Here is a 24688-nt window from a genome sequence, read left to right as displayed (position 1 = left end):
GGGCAGGTTCGGCCGGTCCCGCCCGAAAGGCACGCCGCATCAGGCGTGCCTTTCGGCTTTAAGCGCTAAACCGGCCGCCGGTCCCCGTGGCCTTTTAAGCCTTCACCCAGCTCAGCTGGGTAGCGTTGGGGACAGTACAGACGACGTCGGTACCTACCATGCCCACCCGGCAGCAAGGAGGCAACGGTGGCCAGCCCCGCCAGCTTATGGGAGACGTTCGCCGCGGCATTTACCCAGGCGAACGTTCCCACCGTCACATGGGCGGAAATGCTGCTGTCGGTGGCGGCCGCCGTCGTGCTGTCCATCCCCCGGCGCAGTTGGCGCTACTTCGGCCTCCTGGCCACGGCGACCCACGAGCTCGGCCATGCTTTCGCTGCCCTGACCTCCGGGCAGCGGCTGTCCGGCATCCGCCTCCGGCTTGACCACTCCGGAACCACCACCACCTACAGCAGAAGCAGGCTGGCCGCCGCCTGGTCCTGCTTCTGGGGGTACCCCGTGCCTGCCCTGGCGGGCGCCGCCTTTGTGTGGTGCGGGCTGAACGGATGGGGACCCGCAGCCATGGCCGTCAGTGCGCTGGTGCTGGCCGTTTCGCTCCTGTTCCTCCGCAACCTTGCCGGGTTCGTGATTACCGGCGCTGCCATCGGCGGTGCAGGCGCGCTCACCTTCCTTGCGCCGCCTTCCGCCGTGGGGCATGTGGCCGTCATTTTCGGCCTTGCGCTGCTCGTCGCCGCAGTGCGGGACCTGCTCAAACTCACCCACGTGCACCTCCGCCGTCGGGACCGTCTCAGCAGTTCCGACGCGTATCTCCTGTACCGTGCCACGTCTGTTCCGTCCGGAATCTGGATTGCCCTGTTTACGCTCGTGGTGGCCGGCGCATGGGTGGTGGCCTGGCAGCCCATCTCGATAATCCTGCTGTAAGGCGCCTAGGGCGCAGGGGTGGCGCATAGGCTTGTGGCATGAGCCAGGAAACGGAAAGCACCACCGCAGCGACCGACCACACCAAGGGGCACAGCACCCGCGGAGCCTATGTGACAGGCGGAGCCGAATTCACCCGGGACACCAACTACATAGAGGACCGCATCACCAGGGATGCTTCGCCCGGCAGCAACGGCGAGCCGGGGTGGCCGGTGGAAGCGGGGCGCTACCGCCTGATTGCCGCCAGGGCCTGCCCGTGGGCGAACCGGACGGTCATTGTCCGCAGGCTGCTGGGGCTCGAAGAAGCCATTTCGCTGGGCCAGCCCGGCCCCACCCACGACGCGCGTTCCTGGACCTTCGACCTGGATCCGGGCGGAGTGGACCCGGTCCTGGGCATAGAGCGCCTGCAGGAGGCCTACTTTAAGCGCTTCCCGGGGTATCCGAGGGGAATCACCGTGCCCGCCATCGTCGACGTACATAGCGGTGAAGTGGTGACCAACAATTTCCCCCAGATCACCCTTGATTTCTCGACCGAGTGGACAGAATTCCACCGGCCGGGTGCTCCGCAGCTCTACCCCGTGCATCTCCGCGAAGAAATCGACCAAGTGAACAAGCGGGTGTTCACTGAGGTCAACAACGGCGTCTACCGCTGCGGCTTCGCCGGATCACAGGAGGCCTACGATTCGGCGTACCAGCGGCTGTGGACCGCTTTGGACTGGCTTGAGGAGCGCCTCTCGCAGCAGCGGTACCTGGTGGGCGACACCATCACCGAAGCGGACGTGCGGCTGTTCACCACGCTGGCACGGTTTGATCCCGTGTACCACGGTCATTTCAAGTGCAACCGCCAGAAGCTGAGCGAAATGCCCAACCTGTGGGGATATGGACGGGACCTGTTCCAGACGCCCGGCTTCGGAGACACCATCGACTTCGTGCAGATCAAGCGGCATTACTACGTCGTGCATGAGGACATCAACCCCACGGGCATCGTCCCGGCCGGCCCGGATCTGTCCGGGTGGTTGACTGAGCACGGGCGGGAGTCGCTGGGCGGGCGGCCGTTTGGCGAGGGCACACCGCCGGGGCCGGTCCGGCCGGGCGAGGAAGTCGCCCCGGGACACGGCGCAGCCGCCTGAGCCAAAACACGGCTAGAAACCGCTTTCCTCCTACACTGGATGGCATGCAGACTTCTCTGGGTTTCGTGGCGCCGGGGTACGAGGGTGTCCTGGCACTGTTTGAGTCTTTCCTCGCGGAGGACTCCCGCTACAGCGCGCAGTTGGCCGCCTACCGGAACGGCGTCCCGGTGGTACGCCTGACCGGCGGCCCGGACATGGCACCGGATACGTTGACCGGCGCCTACTCCTGCTCCAAAGGGGTCGCCGCGCTGGTCATCGCCCTGCTGGTCCAGGACGGTGTCCTTGACCTGGACCAGACCGTGGCGCATTACTGGCCCGAGTTTGCCGCGCACGGAAAGGACAGGCTCCTGGTCAGGGAGGCGCTGTCGCACCAGGCGGGGCTGCTGGGCGTTGAGGGCGGCTTCGGCCTGGACGAGTTCACCACGTCCAAGGCTGCCGCCCGGCTTGCGGATGCCGCTCCCTCCTGGGAGCCCGGGCGCCAGTTCGGCTACCACGCGCTCACCATCGGCATCCTCATGGAGGAACTGTGCCGGCGGACCACGGGCGAGGCCCTGCAGGATATCTATGACCAGAGAATCCGGAAGCCGCAGGACGTGGATTTCTTCCTGGGGCTGCCGGAGGACCAGGACGTCAGGTACCGGGATGTCCTCTATGAAGCAGACCCGGCGGAGGCGTGGGTCGACCCGCTCAGCCTCGATGGCATGAACGGCAACGCCCCGGTCAGCACCATCATGGAGCTGCCCAACATCCGCTCGGTGCGCGCCGCCGGCATGTCCGCGGCCGGCGGGGTGGGCTCCGCCGACGGGCTGGCGCGGTTGTATGCGGCAGCCACCACCGGCGTCGAGGGCAGCGAGCCGTTCCTCACAGCGGGGACCATCACAGCCGTGACCCGGGAGCAGGTGTGGGGCCTGGACCGGTCCTCGGGCCTGGACAATGCCTTCGCCGTCGTCTTCATGAAGCCCCACCCCTCGCGGAACTTTGGCAGCCATCGCGCCTTCGGCCACGAGGGGGCCAACGCGGCCCTTGGTTTTGCCGACCCGTCCTATGGCCTGGGCTTCGGCTACATCCCCCGGCGGGCGGAAGAGGGGCGTACTCCGGGCCGGGCCCACCGCCTGGCCGCTGCGGTCCGGCGTTCAGCAGCCGGTTTGTCCTGACGCATCCCCGGCCCTACTGTTGTCCGGATGGGCAATACTCAGGCACGGCCGGATGCACGGTGGGCTCGGGGGACCCAACTTCTTAGACAATCAGTGGCGGGGCTTTCTGCTGCCTTCGCGGCGCAGCGGCTGCAACTGGCAGGGAAAGCAGCCATAGCCGCAGGGCTGGCGTTCGCCATCGCACCCCTTATGCCGGGCGCCGCCTCGCACTACGCGTACTACGCGCCGCTCGGCGCCCTGGTGGCGATGTATCACAATGTCGCCGGGTCCGTAAAGCAGGGAGCGCAGGCCCTGGCGGGGCTGGCGATGGGAATCGGCCTTGCCTTCGTCCTGGTGAGCATCGGTGCGCCCTCACCCCTGACAGTCGCCGTATTCATGGGGGTGGGCGTCCTGCTGGGCGGCTTGCCGGGCATAGGTTCAGGCAGTGATTGGATTCCGACGGCGGCCCTGCTGGTTCTGCTGGTCGGCGGCAGTAATGCCGAAGATTTCTCCTACGGATACCTTGTGCAGATGGCAGCCGGAGTGGCGGTGGGCATCGCGGTGAACTTCCTGATCTTCCCACCCCTGCACCTCAACGCCGCGGCGTCCAGCCTCGCCGACCTAAGGGTCGCCCTGGGCAAGCAGTTGCTGGACATGGGCGCCGCCCTGAAGGAAAAGTGGCCTCCTGAGCACGAAGACTGGTCGCGCAGGTCGGACGAACTGGCCGAGGCCGCAAGATCAGTGCGCCACCTGGTCAAGGAAGCCGATGCCAGCCGCAGGGCCAACCCCCGCCGGAAGCTCCATCCGCGTGACATGGACCAGGACTTTCGCGACCTGCAGGACCTGGAGCGTGTCACGTTCCATATCCAGGACATGACGGATGTGCTCTCCGACGTGATCTGGGAAGATGACGTGCCGTATGCCATCCCGTTGCAGGACAGCGAGCCCCTGGCCGACGCCATCACCGCAACCGGACAACTGGTGTCCACGGACACCGATGGTGACGACCAGGACCGGAGGGACCGCTATGACGCCGCCAAGGCGGCGGTGGAAGCCTGTATGGCTGCCACCGCGCGCAGGCCCGCAGAACAGGGAACGGTCCCTGCGTCGGAATCGGTCCTCCTCAGCCTCCACCGGATCCTCCGGGCGGTCCGTCCCCAGGACCAGGCCGGCCGCCCGGGTCCTGGAGACGGAGCCGAGGCTCCACGGCCGTGATTACAGGGCCGAAACCGTCCCGCTGAAATGGCGCCGCCCCGACCGCGGACTCCAGGCGTCAAAGCTGGAGCGCTTCCATGCCCCGGACCCGCCCTGTTCCGTCGCGATCTCCAGGGCGACCCGGGAGGGCAGGAAGACCGGGGCCTCGAACTCCACGTCCCACCTGAACGAGTCGCCCCGGGCGGGGCCAACGTCCGCGAGCGCCCGGGACGCCAGGTACATGCCATGCGCTATCGACCGCCGCATTCCCAGGGCTTTGGCCGAGAGCACACTCAGGTGGATGGGGTTGAAGTCCCCCGAGACTGCTGCGTACGCACGGCCGGTGTCCACGCCCAGGTGCCACAGGGCCGTTGGGTCTTGTGCCGTGAAATCCGCCTTGGGCGGGGTGGCTGTGGGCTTGTCGATCCCCGGCAGGAACACTCCCTTGGCCAGGTAAGTAGAAACCCCGCACCAATGCACATCGCTGGAGCCGGCACGCCGCACTTCCGCCACGACGTCCACTTGCGTCCCCGCACGGTGGCCGCGGAGGTTTTCCACGCGGGCGGTCATGTCAAGAACATCGGTGAACACCAGCGGTGATCTTTGCTCAACGCTGTTGCGCAGGTGGATCATCCCCAGCAGGGGCAACGGGAAGTCGTCCCTGTTCATGACGCTCATGGCCAACGGGAATGCGATGGCGTGGATGAAGCCTGCAGGCAGGACGTCACTGGCCGTCTCGCCGATCAGGTGCTGATAGGCCGTAAGGTTCTCGACCCCCACCGTGACGTCCCTGACTTCATGGCTCTCCGCCGGGAGGACGGAAGAGTCATGCGTGCCCAGGAGCCTGCGCCGTGCCGCCTGCGCGGCCGCATTCACGTAGAGCTTGGACAATGACGGCATCTCGGCCAGGACCACCGGTTGCTGGACTGTCATGCCCCCACCAGGTTCTGCCCGCACACCCGCAGCACCTCCCCGTTGATCCCGCCCGCGGCGTCGCTGGCCAGGAACGCGATGGTCTCCGCGACATCGGACGGCAGGCCGCCCTGCTGCAGCGAGTTCAGCCGTCGTGCCACCTCGCGGACGGCGAAGGGGATGCGCGCTGTCATCTCGGTTTCAATGAATCCGGGAGCCACGGCATTGATGGTGCCGCCGTGGGACGCGAGCAGGGGTGCTGTGGCACGCACCATTCCCATCACTCCTGCCTTGGACGCGGCGTAATTGGTTTGTCCCCGGTTTCCGGCGATGCCGCTGGTGGAGGCCACTGAAACAATACGCGGTGCCACCCGGAAGTGTTCGGATGCCAGCAGTGCCTCATTGATACGGAGCTGGGCGGCAATGTTGATGTTGATCACCGCGTTCCACCGTGCCTGGTCCATGTTGGCCAGGAGCTTGTCCCGCGTGACGCCGGCGTTATGCACCACGATGTCCAGCCGCCCGTGCCGCTGCACGGCATGGTCGATGATCCGCTGGCCCGCATCCGCGCCGGTGATGTCGAGCTGCAGCGCGGTGCCGCGCACCCCGTTTGCTACCGTGGCCAGCTGGTCGCCTGCCGCAGGAATGTCGACCAGGATCAAGGTGGCACCATCGCGGTGCAGCGTCCTGGCGATCTGGGCACCGATGCCGCGGGCCGCCCCGGTCACAACGGCCACCTTGCCTGACAGCGGCTGCTCCGGGTCTGTGGGAAGACTGCCGTCCTCCGTTGACACCGTGAGGAACTGTCCGTCAACGAACGCTGACCGGCCGGAGAGGAGGAACCTCACGGCGCCCAGGGCGCTGGGGCTGGTGGCGGTGGTGCCGTCAGAAAGGACGACCCCGTTCCCTGTTGCACCTGCCCGCAGTTCCTTGGCCAGGGACCGTAGAAAGCCGTCCACCCCCTGCCGTGCTGCCGCGGCTGCGGGCGAGGACGCTTCCGACGCCGGTCGGGACAGGGTGATGACCCGGCCGCCGGCCCGCAGGTCCCGGAGGGACCCTGCCGCCGCCAGCACCGGCTTTTCCAGGTCTGCCGGATGTCCGAGCTCATCAAGGACCAGGATGATGGCTCCCAGCCTTTCGGCCGGGGCGGCGTGCCGCCGGACGTCGAGGTCCCAGGACAGCAGTTCTGCAGCGAGCTTGTCCGCCCCCGGAGTATCACCGAGGACGACGACGGGTCCGGTCACCAGTGGCTGCCCGGGCTGGTAGCGGCGAAGGACCGCCGGTTGCGGAAGGCCGAGCTTGTTTGCCAGGTTGCGGCCAAGGCCGCTGTTGACCAGTTGTGAGTATGTGTCCGCCATGGCCGCCTCCTACAGAGATTCCAGGATCGCGACGACGCCCTGGCCGCCGGCGGCGCATACGGACACCAGGCCCCGGGCCGGCCGCCCGGTGGAAGCAGCCTTGGCATGGAGCATTTTGGCCAGGGTGCCTACGATGCGGCCGCCGGTGGCGGCAAAGGGGTGGCCTGCGGCGAGCGAGGACCCGTTGACGTTGAGGCGGGAACGGTCGATGCTGCCGAACGCACCCTCAAGGCCGAGGCGGGTGCGGCCGAACTCGGCGTCCTCCCATGCTGCCAGGGTACTGAGGACGGTGGCGGCAAAGGCTTCATGGATCTCGAAGTAATCGAAGTCGGCCAGCGTCAGGTTTTGCCGGGCCAGCAGCCTGGGCACGGCGAACACCGGAGCCATCAGCAGCCCGTCCTTGCCGTGGACAAAATCAACCGCCGCGGCTTCGGCGTCCACCACGGCTGCCAGCTTGGGCAGGTCGCGGGCATCAGCCCATTCGTCGGAGGCCAGCAGCACCGTGGAAGCACCGTCGGTCAGCGGGGTGGAATTACCCGCTGTCATGGTGGCGTCTGCACCAAGGTTGCGGCCGAAGACCGGCTTCAGCGACGCGAGTTTCTCCAGTGACGTGTCAGCCCGCAGGTTCCCGTCACGCGTCAGTCCCCGGTAGGGAGTCATCAGGTCGTCGAAGAACCCGGAGTCGTAGGCGGCAGCAAGGTTGTGGTGGCTGTTCAATGCCAGCTCGTCCTGCGCTTCCCGGGAGATCTTCCACTGCGCGGTGGTCAGGGCCTGGTGCTCGCCCATGGACAGGCCGGTACGCGGCTCCGCTGTGCCTGGGGCCAAAGGGGCCAGGTCCTTGGGCCGGAGCCGGCTGAGGATCTGGAGCCGCTGGGGAAGGGTTTTGGCCCGGTGAAGGTCCAGGACGACCTCGCGGAGCCCCTCACTGACCACCACCGGTGCATCGGACGCGGAGTCCACACCGCCGGCAATGGCGGAATCAATCTGTCCCAGCTTGATCTTGTTGGCGAGGCCAACCACGGTTTCAAGGCCTGTGGCGCACGCCTGCTGGAGGTCGTACACGGGGGTTTCGGCAGAAAGCGCCGATCCCAGGACGGCTTCCCGGGTGAGGTTGAAGTCACGCGAGTGCTTGAGTACCGCGCCCGCCGCCACCTGGCCGATGCGTTCGTCCTGGAGGCCGAAGCGGGCGATCAGGCCATCGAGGGCTGCCGTGAGCATGTCCTGGTTGGAGGATTTGGCGTAGGCTCCCCCGGCCCGGGCGAACGGGATCCTGTTGCCGCCGACGATCACCGCCCTGCGGGTTGCCGGGACGGCAGGCATGGCCGATCCGCCTGCGGGGATGGACTGTCCTTCTGTGGACATGGAGGGCTCCTCTGGTCACAAGTGGTTACCGATACCCAGCGTACCTGATACGCTGGGTATCGTGAACCTTCAGGACACGCACTCCCCCCTCACCATCGAAGTGCCCTCGCCGGCCAGCCCCGACGGGCGTTCTTCCCGCTGGCAGAGCCACCGCGAGGAACGGCGCAGGGAACTTATCAAGCAGGCCCGCCGCGCGGTGCACGTCCTGGGCAGCGACGCTTCCATGGAGGACATCGCCACGGCAGCCGGAACGTCGAAGTCCGTCTTCTACCGTTACTTCGGGGACAAGGCAGGGCTGCAGCAGGCGGTGGGTGAGGTGGTGCTCAGCCAGATGCAACACCGTATCCAGGAGGCCGCCCAAAGTGCCCTCACGCCACGGGAGGGCCTGCTCGCCATGGTTTCGGCCTACCTCCAGATGGCTGATACCAGCCCCAACGTCTACACCTTCGTCACCAGCTACGCGCCAGGTGATACCGCCGGCCCCGCGCACCCAGCGGCGCCCGGCGGACCGCTGGGCCCCTTTTTTGACGCCATCGCGGACATGATCGCCACTCCCATGCGGTCACACCTCGGCGACGTCAGGGAAACCGTCATCGGCTATTGGCCAAAGGCGGCAATCGGCCTGGTACGGAATGCCGGCGAACAATGGCTGAGCACCCCGGATTCCGCTGCCAAACCTGACCAGGAGACCATGGCCCGCCAGATCACGGCGTGGCTGTGCGTGGGCATCGTCCCCGAACTCACTCCCGCTTCACCGACCACCAAGTTATCCGCCAAAGAAGGACTGTGACATGACTGACGTAGTGGACCGCCCCGCGCGCAAGGGGCTCCGTCCCGCCGCAACCCCTGCAGCCAAGCCCGTGGACGAAAGCCCCGCGCCCGCCGTCGATGTCGAGGCACTGGGCAGGCAACTCCTGGGCAAGTGGGCCGATGTACGGCTCCAGGCACGGGATCTGGCCGCCAGGTCGGAGCTTCACAAGATCGAAGGCCTGACACACACGGAACACCGTGCCCGCGTGTTCGGCCAGCTCAAATACCTCGTGGACAATGAGGCGGTGCACCGGGCCTTTCCGTCAGAACTGGGCGGCTCGGACGACCACGGCGGCAACATCGCCGGCTTTGAGGAACTGGTGGTGGCGGACCCGTCGCTGCAGATCAAGGCAGGGGTCCAGTGGGGGCTCTTCGGATCCGCCGTGATGCACCTGGGGACCGCGGAGCACCACACCAAGTGGCTGCCCGGAATCATGAGCCTGGAAATCCCCGGCTGCTTCGCCATGACCGAGACCGGCCACGGCTCGGATGTGGCCAGCATTGCCACTACTGCAACCTATGACCCTGCCACCGAAGAGTTCATCATCCACACCCCGTTCCGCGCCGCCTGGAAGGACTACATCGGCAACGCGGCCAATGACGGCCTCGGCGCCGTCGTGTTCGCCCAGCTGGTCACCCGCGGCGTCAACCACGGCGTCCACGCCTTCTACGTGGACCTCCGGGATCCGGAGACCAAGGCGTTCCTGCCCGGCATCGGCGGGGAGGACGACGGCGTCAAGGGCGGCCTGAACGGCATCGACAACGGCCGGCTGCACTTCGACAACGTCCGGGTCCCCCGGACAAACCTCCTGAACCGGTACGGCAACGTCGACGCGGACGGAACCTACACGTCGCCCATCGCCAGCCCCGGCCGGCGCTTCTTTACGATGCTGGGCACCCTGGTCCAGGGCCGCGTGTCACTGGACGGCGCGGCCGTGGCCGCCTCCAAGGTGGCCCTGAAAGCCGCCATCCAGTACGCCACCGAACGCCGCCAGTTCAACGCGTCCTCGCACACCGAGGAAGAAGTCCTGCTCGACTACCAGCGGCACCAGCGGCGCCTGTTCACCCGTCTGGCCACCACCTACGCGGCCAGCTTTGCGCACGAGCAGCTGCTGCAGAAGTTCGACGACGTCTTCTCCGGCGCCCACGACACTGACGCAGACCGCCAGGACCTGGAAACCCTGGCCGCAGCGCTGAAGCCCCTCAGTACCTGGCACGCCCTGGACACCCTGCAGGAATGCCGTGAAGCCTGCGGCGGTGCCGGCTTCCTGATCGAAAACCGGTTCGCCTCGTTGCGCGCCGACCTCGACGTGTACGTCACCTTCGAGGGAGACAACACGGTGCTGCTCCAGTTGGTAGCCAAGCGCCTGCTGGCCGACTACGCCAAGGAGTTCCGGAACGTGGACTTCGGAGTGCTGGCCCGTTATGTGGTGAACCAGGCCGCCGGAGCTGCCGTGCACCGCACCGGCCTGCGCCAGGTGGCCCAGTTCATGGCTGACACGGGGTCGGTCCAGAAGGCCGCAATCGCCCTCCGTGACGAGGAAGGCCAGCGCGCCCTGCTCACTGACCGGGTGCAGACCATGGTGGCTGAGGCCGGTGCAGCTTTGAAGGGCAGCAAGCGCATGTCGCAGGACAAGGGCGCGGCCCTGTTCAACCGACACCAGAATGAACTCATCGACGCCGCCCAGGCGCACGCTGAGCTGCTGCAGTGGGAGGCGTTCACGGACGCCCTCCGCGAGGTGGAAGATGCGGGTACCAGGACGGTCCTCACCTGGCTGCGTGACCTCTTCGGCCTGTCCCTGATTGAGAAGAACCTGTCCTGGTACCTCATGAACGGCCGCCTCTCCATGCAGCGGGCCCGCACGGTGGGCGGCTACATCAACAGGTTGCTGGAGAAGATCCGCCCGCACGCCCTGGACCTGGTGGAGGCCTTCGGGTACGGCGAGGAACACGTCCGCGCGGTCATCGCCACAGGCGCCGAAAAGAGCCGCCAGGACGAGGCGCGTGCGCACTTCCGCAGTGAACGGGCCAGCGGGCAGGCCCCGGTGGACGAGAAAGTCCTGATCGCCAGGACGGCGGGCCGGAAGGCCTAACCCGGCCGACACCAACCGGGCAAACAACGACGGCGCCGCTCCCCCAGCCAAGGGGAGCAGCGCCGTCGTTGTTTCTACTGCCGGGACGCTCAGGCTCCGGCCGGCAGCACCGAGCGGTACACCTCGAGGGTGGTTTCCGTGATCGATTCCCACGAGAAGTGCTTTTCGGCGCGCTCGCGGCCTGCCTGCCCCATAGCCCGGGCACGTGCGGGATCGGACACCACTTCGGTGAGGGCGGCTGCGAACTCGGTAACGAACTTCTCCGGGTCCAGGGGCGTTCCGGTGCCGTCGGTGACCTGTTCCAGATCCACCAGCAGGCCGGTTTCACCATGCTGGACCACCTCGGGGATGCCGCCGGTGGCACTGGCCACCACTGCGGCGCCGCAGGCCATGGCTTCAAGGTTGACGATGCCCAGCGGTTCGTAGATGGAGGGGCAGGCGAAGGCGGTGGCGTGGCTGAGGACCTGGATCAGCTCGTGCCGCGGCAGCATCCGCTCAATGAGCACCACGCCTGTGCGCTGCTTTTTCAGATCGTCGATGAGCGCTGCGGTTTCGGCCGCCAGTTCCGGGGTGTCCGCCGCGCCCAGGCACAGGACCAGCTGGACGTCAGCCGGAAGTTTCGCTGCAGAGCGCAGGAGGTAGGGAACGCCTTTCTGGCGTGTGTTTCTTCCCACAAAGACGACGCTCGGCTTGGCGGGGTCGATGCCCAGGGCGCGGACGGCGTCGTCGTTTTCGTCACGCTGCCAAAGCTCCACGTCAATGCCGTTGTGGACTACCCGGACCTTTTCCGGGTCAACGTTGGGGTAGCTGCGCAGGATGTCCTGGCGCATGCCCTCGGACACGGCGATGATCGCCGCCGCCGCTTCATAGGCCGTCTTCTCCACCCAGGAGGACAGCGCGTAGCCGCCGCCCAGCTGCTCGGCCTTCCAGGGCCGCAGCGGCTCAAGGCTGTGGGCGCTGAGAACGTGCGGAATTCCGTGCAGCAGAGAGGCCAGATGGCCGGCCATGTTGGCGTACCAGGTGTGCGAATGGACCAGGTCCGCGCCCTGCACATCCGGCACGATGCGCAGGTCCACGCCGAGGGTCTGCACGGCCGCGTTGGCCCCGCCAAGGTCCTCGGGAACCTGGTACGACGTCACGGTGGCACCGTGGTAGTCGGCGTCGCGGGGAGCACCGAAAGCACGAACCTGCAGGTCAACGTGCTTACTAAGCACCCTGCTCAGTTCGGCTACGTGCACTCCGGCGCCACCGTAGATCTCGGGCGGGAACTCTTTAGTCACAATGTCTATTCGCACAAGACCCAAGGTAGTCGTTCACGGATAACTGTTCTAGTGTGAAGGAGTCCGGGCCTACCGGACTGTCTTGGGGAGTTACGAAGGCGTACAGGAGCGACCATTATGCCGTTGACCAAAAAAGTCCTGGCCATTGTCCTCGCAGGCGGCGAGGGAAACAGGCTGATGCCACTGACGGCAGACCGGGCCAAGCCTGCCGTGCCGTTTGCCGGCAGTTACCGCCTTATCGATTTCGCCATCTCCAATCTGGTGAATTCCCGCTATCTGCAGATCGTGGTCCTCACGCAATATAAATCCCACAGCCTCGACCGGCATATATCCGAAGCGTGGCGGATGTCCACCCAGCTGGGGAACTATGTCGCCTCCGTTCCCGCACAGCAGCGCGTAGGCAAGAGCTGGTTCCTGGGCAGCGCAAACGCCATCTACCAGTCCCTGAACCTGATCCACGACGCCAACCCCGACATCGTCGTCGTCGTTGGCGCAGACCACGTGTACCGTATGGACTTCGCCCAGATGGTGGAACAACACGTGCTCAGCGGGGCCAAAGCCACCGTGGCGGCCGTCCGGCAGCCGCTGCACATGGCGGACCAGTTCGGCGTCATCGAGGTGGACCAGAACGATCCGCAGAAGATCGCAGCATTCGTGGAGAAGCCTTCCAGCACCCCCGGGCTTGCTGCAGACCCCTCCCAGTTCCTGGCCTCCATGGGCAATTATGTCTTCGACGCCGATGCGTTGGTTGCTGCGCTGCATGTGGACGCCGAGCGTCTGGACACCAAGCACGACATGGGCGGGGACATCATCCCCTACTTCGTCAACAGGGGCGAGGCCGGCGTCTACGACTTCACGCTCAACGACATTCCGGGCTCCACCGAGCGCGACCGCACCTATTGGCGCGACGTGGGCACCATCGACTCGTTCTACGACGCCCACATGGACCTCATCTCCCCGCTGCCGGTGTTCAACCTCTACAACTCCGAGTGGCCCATCTACACCCGCCAGAGCATCTCCCCGCCCGCCAAGTTCGTCCGGGGCAAGAACAACACCGTGGGCACGGCGCTGGACTCCATCGTGGCCAACGGCGTGGTGATTTCCGGTGGCGTGGTGGAGGGCTCAGTACTGTCCAACGACGTCTACGTCGCAACCAGCGCCCGGGTCATCGATTCTGTCCTGATGGACAAAGTGCAGGTGGGCGAAGGGGCAGTCATCAACCGCGCCATCCTCGACAAGAACGTCAAGGTCCCTGCCGGTGCCGCCATCGGCCTCGACGCGGACCTGGACAGGTCTCGCGGGTTCAAGGTCACGGACTCCGGCATCACCGTCCTCGCCAAGGGCCAGCAGGTCCCGGAACCCGGAGACGAGGAGCGCCGGCTCTCCGCACGGCACCTGAGCCAGCTGCCCGCTGCCGTTAAGGCGGCTGCTGACCAGTACCCCGACATGCGCGAGGCCGCGGACAAGGTGGCCAGCGCCCACGCCGCCGCAGCAGCGGAAGCCGCGCCCGGCGCCAGGCTGCGCTGATCCGCAGGTAAATTCCCCAACGGCAGTTGCAGGCCGGGGCACCACCAGTGGTGCCCCGGCCTGCCGCGTACGCTGTAAAATTTTCCCAATGAGCTCCCCCGATCTGACCCCTGAGGACATCCAGGCCTGCCTCAAGGTCCTGAACACCATCCACGCGTACGACGAGGAGCACCCGGACTACGTCGCGGTGCGCCGTGCGACCGGAAAAATGTTCAAGGCGGTCAAGCGCCACCGCAGGGTCACCAAGCGCGATTCAATCGCCGATGCCGACCGGGCCGTGATTGCCCAGACAGCCACGGCCGCCCCTGACCGGATCGACGACGAGACCCGCGGCAACAAGCTCGCGCCGTCCGCCACCGGGAAGATCGCCGGCCACCTCATCCGGTCCCGTCCCTGCTACATCTGCAAGCAGCACTACACCCAGGTGGACGCCTTCTACCACCAGCTGTGCCCGGAGTGCGCGGCCTTCAGCCACAGCAAGCGTGATGCCCGGACCGATCTCACCGGCCGCAGGGCCCTGCTCACGGGCGGGCGGGCCAAGATCGGGATGTACATCGCCCTCCGGCTGCTGCGGGATGGTGCGCACACCACCATCACCACCCGGTTCCCCAAGGACGCGGCCCGGCGCTTCGCGGCGATGGAAGACAGCGGGGACTGGCTGCACCGGCTCCGTATTGTGGGAATCGACCTCCGCGATCCTGCCCAGGTCATGGCCCTGACTGACTCCCTGGATAAGGCCGGACCGCTGGACATCATCATCAACAACGCGGCCCAGACCGTGCGCCGGTCCGGCAACGCCTACAAGCCGCTGGTGGACGCAGAGGACGAGCCGCTTCCGGCGGCCCTGGAGCAGGCCAACGGCGGCCCTGAGCTCCTGACGTTCGGCCACGCCCATGACAAGCACCCGTTGGCCCTTGCCGGCAGCGTCACCGAACACCCGGTCCTGGCCGGCGACGCTATCACCTCGCTGGCGCTCTCCACCGGGTCTGCGTCACTGGAACGCATCGCCTCCGGTACCGCGATTGACGCGGGCGGCCTGGTCCCGGACCTTGCCACGATCAACAGCTGGACTCAGGTTTTGGACGAAGTGGATCCCCTGGAGATGCTCGAGGTCCAGCTCTGCAACGTCACCGCCCCCTTCCTGCTGGTCAGCCGGCTCCGGGACGCCATGAAGCGGTCCACGGCGCGGCGCAAGTACATCGTGAACGTCTCTGCCATGGAGGGACAGTTCTCCCGCGCCTACAAGGGCCCCGGCCACCCGCACACCAATATGGCCAAGGCGGCGCTGAACATGATGACCCGCACCAGCGCCCAGGAGATGCTGGACACGGACGGCATCCTGATGACGGCCGTGGATACCGGCTGGATCACGGACGAGCGCCCGCACTTCACCAAGGTCCGGCTCATGGAGGAAGGCTTCCATGCACCCCTCGACCTGGTGGACGGTGCGGCGCGGGTCTACGATCCGATCGTCATGGGTGAAAAGGGCGAGGACCAGTACGGCGTCTTCCTGAAGGATTACAAGCCCAGCCCCTGGTGATGCGGGTATGCTCACGGCATGAGCAACGAGTCATCCACCCAAGTGCAGAATCTCGAACACCACGAATGCTGGGCGTTGCTGCGGACGGTGTCCGTGGGCAGGCTGGCGGTCCTCGTGGAGGGCCGGCCGGACATCTTCCCGGTCAACTTCACCGTGGACGGCGGCACGCTGGTGTTCCGCACCAGCCAGGGAACCAAGCTGTCGGCGGCCTCCGGGGATGCCCCGGTGGCGGTGGAGGCGGACGGAGTGGACCCTGACACGGGGCTGGCATGGAGCGTGGTCATCAAGGGCACCGCTGCCCTGGTCAAGAGCACTGAGGAAGTGCTGGAGACTTCCCGCCTGTACCTCTTCCCCTGGCAGGCGGGACGGAAGGACGCGTTTGTGCGCATCTCCCCGGACAGTGTCACGGGCCGCCGCTTCAAGGTCACCGACCCGATGACGTGGTGGACGCAGATCAGCAGTTCCGCCAGGTCGGCATCGGAATAGGCCGACGGCGGGTTCCCCGGCCACGGAGGCCGGGGAACCCGGTCCGTCAGGCGAGTTGGGTGATCTCCACGCTGACTTTCAGGGCGGAGCCGCCGCCGCCGGACAGGATGCCCTTCAGCGGAGACACGTCCCGATAGTCGCGGCCCCTGGCCACCGTGACATGGAAGTCACCGGCGGGTTTGTGGTTGGTGGGGTCCCAGCTCCGCCAGTCCCCGTCCCACCATTCCAGCCATGCGTGCGACTGCCCGGCCACGGTCTCACCGATTCCGGCGCTGGAGCGCGGGTGCAGGTAGCCGGAGACGTAGCGCGCCGGAATGCCACAGCTGCGCAGTGCACCGATGGCCAGGTGCGCCAGGTCCTGGCACACCCCCTGGCGCTGGCCCCAGGCTTCCTCCGCGTTGGTGGTGACGGCAGTGGAGCCGGACATGTACGTCATCTCCCCGCGCATCCAGGCGAAGACCGCCATGGCAGCGTCGTGCGGATTCTTCCCTGCCACGACGCCGGGGATGATGCCCAGGACCTCGTCCCCCGGGCCGCTCAGCCGGGACTGCGGCAGCCAGTCGCTGAACGCGTCAAGCGTCTCCGGCGACGCCAGCTCATCCCAGCCCACGATGTCGGCCTCGGCGGGGATCTTCTCAGCCCGGTGCACCTCGACGGTGATGTTGGAGACCACCTCAAGGTTTTCGTGCGGCATCTGCATGTCAAAGGCCGTGACCCTGGTCCCCCAGTAGTCGCGGTAGGTGCTCACGGCAGCCTGCGACGGGGAGACCTTCACCACGGACTCCAGGACCACCTGCTGTGAATCCGTCAGCGGCGTCATCCGTGCCTCGTTGTAGGACAGCGTCACCCGCTTGTTGTACTTGTAGGCCGTCCTGTGGACGATGCTCAACCGGGTCATGACACTTCTCCCACCCAGGCAAGTTCGTCCGCCTGATTGAAGTACTTACGGGAAATGGCGTCCGAGGCCTGGGACACCGCCTTCTGCACCCGCTCCATGTGCTCCGGCAGTTCGGACATGAGGTCATCCGTGCGGTGGAACTCAAGGAAGGTCCGGGCCTGGCCCACGATGCGGCGGGCATCGTTGATGAAACCCACGCGCTGGGCGGACGGGTCAAGTTTGGCCAGGCACTCGTCCGCGTCCCGCAGGGCATAGACGATGGACCGCGGGAACAGCCGGTCCAGGAGCAGGAACTCTGCAGCGTGCTGGTCTCCGAACGCAGCGCGGCGGGTGCGGAGGAAGGATTCGTACGCGCCGGCGCACCGGAGCATGTTCACCCAGGACATGCCTGCGGAGAGGACGTCCCGGGTGGAGAGCATCCGCGCCGTCATGTCGGCACGCTCCAGCGAACGGCCAAGGACCAGGAAGAGCCAGCTCTCGTCATGGCTCACGGTGGTATCGGCAAGGCCGCTGACCATGGCGGTGCGCTCCAGGGTCCAGTTGCAGAAACGGTAGGTGCCCACCACGTCCTTGCGGTGCTGGCTCAGCCCGTAGTAGGTGGTGTTCAGGCTTTCCCACAGCCCGGAGGACACGGTCTCGCGTGCACGGCGGGCGTTCTCGCGGGCGGCACCCAAGGAACCGGCAATGGACGTGGCGCTGGTCTTGTCATAGGCCAGGGCGTGGAGCAGTTCCGGCAGACCGAAATCCTCGCTCTGCGGCTTGGCGCCCATGACGGCCAGGAGTTCCTGTGCCACGCTCTTCCGCTCCTCCATGGGGAGGTGGTTCAGGCGTTCCAGGTGGACATCCAAAATGCGGGCGGTACCGTCCGCCCGCTCCACATAGCGGCCGATCCAAAACAGGGACTCGGCAATACGGCTAAGCATTCGCGGCTACCTCCTGCGCGCCCGGAACGTTATCAAAGAAATGTGCGACGGCGGCCAGGTCTTCAAGTGCCGGGCTCACTGCTGCTGCTCCGACTGGCGGTCGCGCCAGTTGCTTTCCACCGGCCACACAGAGACGCGTTCGCGGACCGTGACGGACTGGCGTGGAACGGTTTCCACCGGCATCTGGGGTGAGTCGGCAAGGACCCAGGTGTCCTTGGACCCACCGCCCTGGCTGGAGTTTACGATCAGGGACCCTTCCTTCAGCGCGACGCGCGTCAGGCCGCCCGGGAGCACCCAGACGTCGTCACCATCGTTCACGGCGAAGGGCCGCAGGTCCACGTGGCGGGGCCCGAACTTGTCACCACCGAGGGTGGGAACGGTGGAGAGCTGCAGCACCGGCTGGGCGATCCAGCCGCGGGGATCGGAGATGATCCGCTGGCGGAGGGCGTCCAGTTCATCCTTGGAGGCATCGGGACCGATGACCAGGCCCTTGCCGCCGGAGCCATCCACCGGCTTGACCACCAGTTCCGCCAGGTTGTCCAGGGTGTACTCCCGGGCCTCCTTTTCCTCGAGGCGGAAGGTGTCCACGTTGGCGATAATGGGCTCCTCGCTGAGGTAGTAGCGGATCAGGTCAGGCACGTAACTGTAAACCAGTTTGTCGTCTGCCACGCCATTGCCTACCGCGTTGGCGATGGTAACGCCGCCGGCACGGGCGGCGTTGACCAGGCCGGGGCAGCCAAGCATTGAGTCGGACCGGAACTGCAGCGGGTCCAGGAAGTCGTCGTCAATCCGCTTGTAGATGACGTCCACGCGCTGTTCGCCGGCCGTGGTGCGCATGTAGACGCGGTTTCCGCGGCAGATGAGGTCGCGGCCCTCCACCAGTTCCACGCCCATGAGGCCGGCCAGGAGGGTGTGCTCGAAGTAGGCGCTGTTGAACACGCCGGGGGTCAGGACGACGACGGTGGGATCGTCCACGCCGGCGGGCGCGGTTTTGCGCAGGGCCGAGAGCAGCCGCCGGGGGTACTCTTCCACGGGCCGGATAAGCTGCTGGCCGAATGCCTCGGGCAGGCCCTTGGCCATGGCGCGCCGGTTTTCCAGCACGTAGCTGACACCGGAAGGGACGCGGACGTTGTCCTCCAGGACGCGGAAGGTGCCGGCGGCGTCGCGGACGACGTCGATGCCGGAGATGTGGACCCGCACCCCGCCCGCGGGTTCAAAGCCGTGGACCTGCCGGTGGAAGTGGGCGCTGGTGGTCACGAGCTGGCGGGGAATCACGCAGTCGGAGACCACGGTCATTTTGTCGTACACGTCGTTCAGGAACGCTTCCAGGGCGCGGACGCGCTGCGCCACGCCGCGTTCCAGGACATCCCACTCAGCCGCGGGGATGACACGGGGCACGATGTCGAGGGGGAAGGGCCGTTCCTCGCCCGCGTAGTCGAACGTCACTCCCCGGTCCAGGAAGGTGCGGGCCATGGAGTCGGCGCGTGCGCTCACATCCGCCAGGGAGAGCTTCCGGAGCGCCTCCGCCACCTGCCCGTACGAGTCCCTGGCCTGTTGCCCGGGGGCAAACATCTCGTCGTAGGCTCCGGTGCGGCCCGCGGCCTCGGAGTAATCCTGGAATAGGTCTGACATGTCCAATAGCCAACCATCTTTTTGTTTCGAGTTCATTACTGCCATCCATTCTGGCGTGTTGTCGCCGGCAGCCCGGTTCGTACTTTACTGGCCTCTTCAGGCACAGTAGGTGAGTGCCAAGCAGCAGAAGCCTCCCCGTGCCGGGCCACGGCAGGTTCCGGGTCCTTGTGGCGCGGTTGGTTCCAGGCCTGTTGACGGCGGCGGCCGCCGTGGCAGTTGCCTTCCTGGTGCACGGGATCCTGCCGGCATTGCCTGCGATGACCATGGCTGTGGTCCTGGGTGTCCTGGCCGCCAACCTGCCCGGTGCCGGCAGCTGGACCGGGGGCCGGGCCCGTGCAGGGCTCGACTTCGCGGGCAAGCATCTGATGCGCGGCGGGATCGTGCTGCTGGGCCTGAAAGTCAGCGTCATGGATGTCCTCAACCTCGGGTGGCCGGCCCTGGTCCTGATCGTGGGTGTCGTCGCGGCCAGTTTCGGCGGCACCTACGCAATCTCGCGGCTGTTCCGCCTCCCGCCGGTAACCTCGCTCCTGGTGGCCACCGGGTTCTCCATTTGCGGCGCATCGGCCATCGGCGCCATGGCCGCCGTCCGCCGCATCCGACACGCCGAAACTGTCCTGCCGGTGGCCCTGGTGACGCTCTGCGGAACGCTCGCCATCGGCGTCCTGCCCCTCCTCGCACACCCCCTGGGCCTGACGGCCACGGTGTTCGGTGCCTGGACCGGCGCGTCCGTGCACGACGTGGGCCAGGTGGTGGCCACGGCGCAAACCGCCGGGACCGCCGCCCTGGCGATCGCCGTCGTCGTCAAGCTCACCCGTGTGCTGCTGCTGGCGCCCATTGTTGCCGCGGCCGGCGCGCACCACAGGAACGGTGCGCGCGCCCTGGGCGCCGCCAACGGCACCACCTCGAAAATGCCGCCGGTGGTGCCCCTGTTCGTGCTGGGCTTCGTGGCCATGGTGGCTCTCCGCTCCACCGGCTGGCTGGCCCCGGCCTGGCTCGATACCAGCGCCACGCTGCAGGACATCCTCCTGGGGGCGGCCCTGTTCGGGCTGGGCTCGGCCGTCAGGATCAGAACGCTGCTCCATACAGGAGGGCAGGCGCTCCTGGCGGCGCTGGCATCCTGGCTTCTGATTGCCGTGCTGGGCCTGGCGGCTGCCTTCCTGATCGCGGGCTGAGCGGACGCACCGGCCGCGTGATTAGATAGCCGGGTGTCACATGAGAATCTGCAGCGCAGCGAAGCCTCCGAACGTTCAGCCCTGATCAGCACCACCAGCTACGACGTCTCGCTCGATGTGCGGCAGGCAGCAGATCCGGCGGTTCCCGGCTACACCAGCCGCAGCGTCATCACCTTCACCGCAGAACCCGGCTCCAGCACCTTCCTGGACTTCATCGGCGGCAGCGTCCACAGTGTGATCCTCAACGGCAAGAGCCTGCCTGTTGGGGACGTGGTGGACGGCGCACGGATCATGCTGGAGAACCTGCGGGCCGAAAACCAGGTGACCGTGACCGGCACGGCGCTGTACAGCCGCTCCGGCGAGGGCATGCACCGGTTCGTGGACCCCGCCGACGGCCAGTGCTACCTGTACACCCAGTACGAGCCGGCTGACGCGCGCCGGGTCTTCGCCAACTTCGAACAGCCCGACCTGAAGGCAACCTACACCTTCCACGTGATGGCTCCGGCGGAGTGGAAGGTGGCCTCGAACGGCGCAGAGGTGAACCGCACGCTGCTGACCAGCGATCCTGCCACTGCCTGCTGGGACTTCGCCACCACCCTGCCGATGTCCACCTACATCACCAGCATCCTGGCCGGGCCCTACTTCAGCGCCGAGGACCGGTGGCAGGCAACGCTCGGCGACGGCACGCGCCTGGACGTCCCGCTGGCCCTCTACTGCCGGGCGTCCATGGCGGATTCCTTCGACACGGAAGACCTCTTTGCCCTCACGAAAAAGGGTCTGGACTTCTTCAACCGCCTCTTCGACTACCCCTACCCGTGGGGCAAATACGACCAGGCGTTCGTGCCCGAGTACAACCTGGGCGCCATGGAGAACCCGGGGCTGGTGACGTTCACCGAGAGCTACGTGTTCACCTCCCGCGCCACGGATGCGCAGTACCAGGCGCGCGCCAACACCCTGATGCACGAGATGGCGCACATGTGGTTCGGCGACCTGGTGACCATGCAGTGGTGGGACGATCTCTGGCTCAAGGAATCCTTCGCCGATTACATGGGAACCCTTGGCGTGGACCGGGCAACAAACTGGGAGACCGCCTGGGTCAACTTCGCCAACAAACGCAAGGCCTGGGCCTACGTGCAGGACCAGCTCCCCACCACCCATCCCATCGTGGCTGACATCCCCGACCTTGAAGCGGCCAAGCAGAACTTCGACGGCATCACCTACGCCAAGGGCGCCTCGGTCCTCAAGCAGCTGGTGGCGTATGTGGGTTTTGATTCGTTCATCGCAGGGTCCCGGGAGTACTTCCGGAAACACGCCTACGGGAACACGTCGCTGGCCGACCTCCTGGTGGCCCTGGATGCGGCCTCGGGCCGTGACCTGTCCGGCTGGGCCCGGCAGTGGCTTCAGACGTCCGGCATCTCGATGCTGTACCTGGATATTTCCACCGTGGACGGCTCGTCCAAGGACCCCGCCTTGGAGAGAGCAGCAACGGGCGACGACGGCGTGCTGGGACAGGTGGCGATCGTCCAGGAAGCGGTGGACCCGGTCACGGGACGGGAAGAGCTGCGCCCGCACCGCCTCCGCGTCGGTTCCTACGACTTCGACACCGACGGCGCCCTGGTGCGGACCGGAACCATCGAAACCGACGTGGCCGGTGCCCGGACTGAACTCCCCCAGCTTGCCGGCCAGCCGCGGCCCGCGCTCCTGCTGGTCAACGATGACGACCTGACCTACGCCAAGGTGCGGCTGGATCCGGTGTCAGAAGCCACAGTACGTGCCTCGCTGGACCACATCACCGATCCCATGGCCCGGGCCCTGTGCTGGACGGCGCTGTGGAACTCGGCGCGGGACGGCGAAAGCCCCGCACCCATGTACGTGGACGCCGTGACAGCCTTCGCTGCGGCTGAGACGGGCATCGGCGTCCTCCTGAACGTCCTCGACAACGCCGCGACCGCCGTCGAACGCTATACGCCCGCCGCCACCCGCGGCAGGGTGCGCGCGTCCTTCCTGGCGGCTGCCGCCGCCGAACTGGACCAGGCCGCCCCGGGCTCGGACCAGCAGCTCGCGTGGGCCCGCACCCTCGGCACGCTCAGCAGGCAGGACGGTGCCCTGCTCCCCCGGCTCCGTGGCCTGCTGGACGGAACGTCCGCCGTCGAGGGGCTGGCGGTGGACGCCGAGCTCCGCTGGCACCTCTGGCATGCCTTGGCAGCCAATGGCCACGCCTCCGCGGCCGAGCTCGACGCCGAGCTGGCCCGCGACACCACCGCCTCCGGCCGGGCAGGGCACGCAACAGCCACGGCGTCCCGTCCCGACCGCGACGTCAAGGCTGCCGCCTGGGATGCGGCCGTCCACGGGACCGGGCTGTCCAACCAGCTTCTGACAGCCACCATCAGCGGGTTCACCACCGCGCCAGCGGCGCTGCTGGAACCCTACGTGGAGCCCTACTTCGACTGCCTGCGCGCTGCGTGGGACTCGCGGAGCATCGAGATCGCCAGCCGGATTGTCCGGGGCCTCTACCCTGCAGCCCAGGACCTCGCGGACAGCATGGAGCCCAAAGACCACCCCGTGGTCCGGCGGACGGATGCCTGGCTGGACGCCAACGCGGACGCGCCGCACGCACTGCGCCGGATCATCGTGGAGCAGCGCAGCCACCTGCTGCGCGCACTCACGGCACAGGCCGCCGTCGTTCCCCACCGGCCATCGATTGCTCCGTAACTGCCGTTTTGGGGCCCCAAAACGGCAGCTACTCAGCAGTCGATGGGTCTAGGGGACGCGGTGCAGCCATTCCGGGGTGCCGAACTTTGCCGCCACCCGTTCCTCGGCTGCCGCCAGCTCGTGTCCCGCCAGCTCCGACGGGGTTGCACCGTAACGCTCGCTGAAGACCCCGATCATCGCCTCGATGATGGCCGTGCGGGCCAGGCCGGTCTGGCGGCGCAGCGGATCCACCCGCTTCTTGGCGCTGCGGGTGCCCTTGTCGGACAGCTTCTCCTTGCCGATCCGGAGGACCTCGACCATCTTGTCGGCGTCGATGTCGTAGCTCATGGTGACGTGGTGCAGCATGCCGCCGTTGGCAAGGCGCTTCTGCGCGGCGCCGCCGATCTTCCCCTGGTCCGTGGCGATGTCGTTCAACGGGATGTAGAAGGCATTGATGCCGAGTTTTTCCAGCGCGGCCATGACCCAGGCGTCAAGGAACGGGTAGGAGTCCGCGAAGCTCAGTCCGTCCACCAGGGTCTGGGGCAGGTACAGCGAGTAGGTGATGCAGTTGCCGGCCTCCATGAACATCGCTCCCCCGCCGCTGATCCGGCGGACCACATTGATGCCGTGCCTGGCTACGCCCTCGGGATCCACCTCATTCTGCACGGACTGGAAGCTACCGATGACCACCGACGGTTCCTGCCAGTCCCAGAACCGCAGGGTGGGCGTGCGCGCCCCCGCACCCACGGCCTCGGTGAGCACCTCGTCAAGGGCAACGTTGATTTCCGTGGGAAGCACGGTGGGCGCGATGACGTTCCACTGGTGGTCTCCCCAGGAGGTCGCCTTGGCCAGGGCACGCCGGACCGTCACGGCAACGGCGTCCACGGAGAAGCCGAACAGCACCGCTCCGGCCGGCAGGGCGCCTGTGACGGCGGCGGCGAGGTCTGCGGCAGGTGTGGTGTCCGGAAGCCCGGTCAGCGCCCGGTTGATGTCCTCCAGGGCCTCGTCCGGCTCCAGGAAGAAGTCCCCACTGACGGAGACGTCCGCCAGTGCGCCGTCCACCAGGGCCAGGTCCACGACCACCAGCTTGCCGCCGGGAACCTTGTACTCCCCGTGCAGGCGCTGGTTGCTGTCGGCATTGCTGGCAGGAAATCCGGACTCGCTCATGCTTCCCATCCTGCCCCAGAAAACCGGTGCGCGGTTAACGCGGACGGCCCGCACCGTTTCCGGTGCGGGCCTTCTGCAAACAAGCTTGGCGAAGGAATTACTTCTTGCCGCCGAAGCCCTTGAAGCGAGCGTTGAAGCGCTCGACGCGGCCTGCAGAGTCCATGATGCGCTGCTTGCCCGTGTAGAACGGGTGGGACTCGGAAGAGATTTCGACGTCGATGACCGGGTAGGTGTTGCCGTCTTCCCACTCGATGGTCTTCGAGGAAGACACGGTGGAGCGGGTCAGGAACTTGGTGCCGGAGGCCAGGTCGTTGAAGACAACAGCTTCGTACTTCGGGTGGGTATCAGACTTCATAATGGGACCTTTGTTCGCGCAACTGGATTTTGCCAGCTGCCAGGTATGAATGGGATGGCTGCGGTCTGTCGCATCAGCCGAAGCCGAAAAAGCAGGACAACCAGCTATCA

Annotated in this window: 20 protein-coding genes; 11 read left to right on the top strand and 9 right to left on the bottom strand. The window is 66.7% G+C overall.

Annotation, left to right across the window (positions count from 1 at the left end):
• Positions 1–186 precede the first annotated feature (186 nt).
• The 4 genes from ACWRN3_RS03605 (at position 187) to ACWRN3_RS03590 (ending at position 4393) form a co-directional block, all read left to right on the top strand.
• Positions 187–918, top strand: a complete 732-nt coding sequence (locus ACWRN3_RS03605; protein ID WP_255172222.1) for a M50 family metallopeptidase — start codon at positions 187–189, stop codon at positions 916–918.
• A gap of 38 nt (positions 919–956) precedes the next feature.
• Complete coding sequence (locus ACWRN3_RS03600) at positions 957–2045, top strand: glutathione S-transferase family protein (protein ID WP_476739892.1); 1089 nt, start codon at positions 957–959, stop codon at positions 2043–2045.
• A gap of 44 nt (positions 2046–2089) precedes the next feature.
• Complete coding sequence (locus ACWRN3_RS03595; RefSeq protein ID WP_476739891.1) at positions 2090–3199, top strand: serine hydrolase domain-containing protein; 1110 nt, start codon at positions 2090–2092, stop codon at positions 3197–3199.
• Positions 3200–3292: 93 nt separating this feature from the next.
• A complete protein-coding gene (locus tag ACWRN3_RS03590) occupies positions 3293–4393 on the top strand; it encodes an FUSC family protein (protein ID WP_255172219.1) in 1101 nt (366 codons plus the stop codon).
• On the opposite strand, the gene ACWRN3_RS03585 is transcribed toward ACWRN3_RS03590, so the two are convergent.
• Genes ACWRN3_RS03585 through ACWRN3_RS03575 form a run of 3 tightly spaced genes read right to left on the bottom strand, consistent with a single transcriptional unit; the run spans position 4394 to position 8004 of the window.
• Positions 4394–5305: a MaoC family dehydratase gene (locus ACWRN3_RS03585; protein WP_476739890.1), complete on the bottom strand. Its 912-nt coding sequence runs from the start codon at positions 5303–5305 to the stop codon at positions 4394–4396. It abuts the gene before it with no gap.
• Entirely contained in the window at positions 5302–6642 is a 1341-nt protein-coding gene (locus tag ACWRN3_RS03580; RefSeq protein ID WP_476739889.1) for a 3-oxoacyl-ACP reductase, read from the bottom strand. Before ACWRN3_RS03580 ends, ACWRN3_RS03585 begins: the two co-directional genes overlap by 4 nt.
• A 9-nt stretch (positions 6643–6651) precedes the next feature.
• Positions 6652–8004: an acetyl-CoA C-acetyltransferase gene (locus tag ACWRN3_RS03575; protein WP_476739888.1), complete on the bottom strand. Its 1353-nt coding sequence runs from the start codon at positions 8002–8004 to the stop codon at positions 6652–6654.
• A gap of 61 nt (positions 8005–8065) precedes the next feature.
• On the opposite strand from ACWRN3_RS03575, the gene ACWRN3_RS03570 reads away from it, so the two are divergent.
• The gene (locus ACWRN3_RS03570) at positions 8066–8794 is read left to right on the top strand and encodes a TetR/AcrR family transcriptional regulator (protein ID WP_324641950.1); all 729 of its coding nucleotides are present in this window, start codon (positions 8066–8068) and stop codon (positions 8792–8794) included.
• A gap of 1 nt (position 8795) precedes the next feature.
• Positions 8796–10907: an acyl-CoA dehydrogenase family protein gene (locus ACWRN3_RS03565; RefSeq protein WP_476739887.1), complete on the top strand. Its 2112-nt coding sequence runs from the start codon at positions 8796–8798 to the stop codon at positions 10905–10907.
• Between the two features lie 89 nt (positions 10908–10996).
• On the opposite strand, the gene glgA is transcribed toward ACWRN3_RS03565, so the two are convergent.
• On the bottom strand, positions 10997–12202 hold the full coding sequence (glgA, locus tag ACWRN3_RS03560; RefSeq protein WP_476739886.1) for a glycogen synthase: 1206 nt from the start codon (positions 12200–12202) through the stop codon (positions 10997–10999).
• 102 nt (positions 12203–12304) lie between these two features.
• Between glgA and glgC the strand changes: the two genes are divergently transcribed.
• The 3 genes from glgC (at position 12305) to ACWRN3_RS03545 (ending at position 15740) form a co-directional block, all read left to right on the top strand.
• On the top strand, positions 12305–13714 hold the full coding sequence (glgC, locus tag ACWRN3_RS03555) for a glucose-1-phosphate adenylyltransferase (protein WP_324641947.1): 1410 nt from the start codon (positions 12305–12307) through the stop codon (positions 13712–13714).
• Positions 13715–13802: 88 nt separating this feature from the next.
• The gene (locus ACWRN3_RS03550; RefSeq protein WP_324641946.1) at positions 13803–15254 is read left to right on the top strand and encodes an SDR family NAD(P)-dependent oxidoreductase; all 1452 of its coding nucleotides are present in this window, start codon (positions 13803–13805) and stop codon (positions 15252–15254) included.
• 18 nt (positions 15255–15272) lie between these two features.
• Positions 15273–15740: a pyridoxamine 5'-phosphate oxidase family protein gene (locus ACWRN3_RS03545; RefSeq protein WP_255172211.1), complete on the top strand. Its 468-nt coding sequence runs from the start codon at positions 15273–15275 to the stop codon at positions 15738–15740.
• Positions 15741–15786: 46 nt separating this feature from the next.
• Here the strand turns inward: ACWRN3_RS03545 and ACWRN3_RS03540 are convergent, their stop codons facing one another.
• The 3 genes from ACWRN3_RS03540 to ACWRN3_RS03530 all read right to left on the bottom strand — a co-directional run bounded on the left by ACWRN3_RS03540 (position 15787) and on the right by ACWRN3_RS03530 (position 19193).
• Positions 15787–16638, bottom strand: a complete 852-nt coding sequence (locus tag ACWRN3_RS03540) for a transglutaminase family protein (RefSeq protein WP_324641945.1) — start codon at positions 16636–16638, stop codon at positions 15787–15789.
• Positions 16635–17561, bottom strand: a complete 927-nt coding sequence (locus ACWRN3_RS03535) for an alpha-E domain-containing protein (RefSeq protein WP_141160461.1) — start codon at positions 17559–17561, stop codon at positions 16635–16637. Before ACWRN3_RS03535 ends, ACWRN3_RS03540 begins: the two co-directional genes overlap by 4 nt.
• Before the next feature lie 75 nt (positions 17562–17636).
• Positions 17637–19193 carry a circularly permuted type 2 ATP-grasp protein gene (locus tag ACWRN3_RS03530; protein ID WP_476739885.1) on the bottom strand — a complete coding sequence of 519 codons (1557 nt, stop codon included), beginning with the start codon at positions 19191–19193 and terminating at the stop codon, positions 17637–17639.
• Between the two features lie 113 nt (positions 19194–19306).
• Here ACWRN3_RS03530 and ACWRN3_RS03525 point away from each other — a divergent pair, with 113 nt between their 5' ends.
• Both ACWRN3_RS03525 and pepN read left to right on the top strand, forming a co-directional pair.
• Positions 19307–20365: a YeiH family protein gene (locus tag ACWRN3_RS03525; protein WP_476739884.1), complete on the top strand. Its 1059-nt coding sequence runs from the start codon at positions 19307–19309 to the stop codon at positions 20363–20365.
• A gap of 33 nt (positions 20366–20398) precedes the next feature.
• On the top strand, positions 20399–23077 hold the full coding sequence (gene pepN / locus ACWRN3_RS03520) for an aminopeptidase N (protein ID WP_476739883.1): 2679 nt from the start codon (positions 20399–20401) through the stop codon (positions 23075–23077).
• 48 nt (positions 23078–23125) lie between these two features.
• Here pepN and ACWRN3_RS03515 read toward each other — a convergent pair whose 3' ends face one another.
• Together ACWRN3_RS03515 and ACWRN3_RS03510 are read right to left on the bottom strand one after the other, a co-directional pair.
• Positions 23126–24232: a lipoate--protein ligase family protein gene (locus tag ACWRN3_RS03515; protein ID WP_476739882.1), complete on the bottom strand. Its 1107-nt coding sequence runs from the start codon at positions 24230–24232 to the stop codon at positions 23126–23128.
• A gap of 88 nt (positions 24233–24320) precedes the next feature.
• Positions 24321–24578, bottom strand: a complete 258-nt coding sequence (locus tag ACWRN3_RS03510; RefSeq protein WP_018761303.1) for a type B 50S ribosomal protein L31 — start codon at positions 24576–24578, stop codon at positions 24321–24323.
• Positions 24579–24688 lie beyond the last annotated feature (110 nt).

It is taken from the genome of Pseudarthrobacter sp. rb (assembly GCF_056389225.1).
The sequence above is the reverse complement of the archived record's forward strand: the minus strand, read 5'-3'. Positions and strand labels throughout refer to the sequence as shown.

Excerpts from the sequence above, each read along its gene's own strand:
- ACWRN3_RS03600 (WP_476739892.1), top strand. The coding sequence starts at position 957 with ATGAGCCAGGAAACGGAAAGCACCACCGCAGCGACCGACCACACCAAG.
- ACWRN3_RS03595 (WP_476739891.1), top strand. The coding sequence starts at position 2,090 with ATGCAGACTTCTCTGGGTTTCGTGGCGCCGGGGTACGAGGGTGTCCTG.
- ACWRN3_RS03585 (WP_476739890.1), bottom strand. The coding sequence starts at position 5,305 with ATGACAGTCCAGCAACCGGTGGTCCTGGCCGAGATGCCGTCATTGTCC.
- ACWRN3_RS03580 (WP_476739889.1), bottom strand. The coding sequence starts at position 6,642 with ATGGCGGACACATACTCACAACTGGTCAACAGCGGCCTTGGCCGCAAC.
- ACWRN3_RS03575 (WP_476739888.1), bottom strand. The coding sequence starts at position 8,004 with ATGTCCACAGAAGGACAGTCCATCCCCGCAGGCGGATCGGCCATGCCT.
- ACWRN3_RS03565 (WP_476739887.1), top strand. The coding sequence starts at position 8,796 with ATGACTGACGTAGTGGACCGCCCCGCGCGCAAGGGGCTCCGTCCCGCC.
- glgC (WP_324641947.1), top strand. The coding sequence starts at position 12,305 with ATGCCGTTGACCAAAAAAGTCCTGGCCATTGTCCTCGCAGGCGGCGAG.
- ACWRN3_RS03550 (WP_324641946.1), top strand. The coding sequence starts at position 13,803 with ATGAGCTCCCCCGATCTGACCCCTGAGGACATCCAGGCCTGCCTCAAG.
- ACWRN3_RS03545 (WP_255172211.1), top strand. The coding sequence starts at position 15,273 with ATGAGCAACGAGTCATCCACCCAAGTGCAGAATCTCGAACACCACGAA.
- ACWRN3_RS03540 (WP_324641945.1), bottom strand. The coding sequence starts at position 16,638 with ATGACCCGGTTGAGCATCGTCCACAGGACGGCCTACAAGTACAACAAG.
- ACWRN3_RS03535 (WP_141160461.1), bottom strand. The coding sequence starts at position 17,561 with ATGCTTAGCCGTATTGCCGAGTCCCTGTTTTGGATCGGCCGCTATGTG.
- ACWRN3_RS03530 (WP_476739885.1), bottom strand. The coding sequence starts at position 19,193 with ATGTCAGACCTATTCCAGGATTACTCCGAGGCCGCGGGCCGCACCGGA.
- ACWRN3_RS03515 (WP_476739882.1), bottom strand. The coding sequence starts at position 24,232 with ATGGGAAGCATGAGCGAGTCCGGATTTCCTGCCAGCAATGCCGACAGC.
- ACWRN3_RS03510 (WP_018761303.1), bottom strand. The coding sequence starts at position 24,578 with ATGAAGTCTGATACCCACCCGAAGTACGAAGCTGTTGTCTTCAACGAC.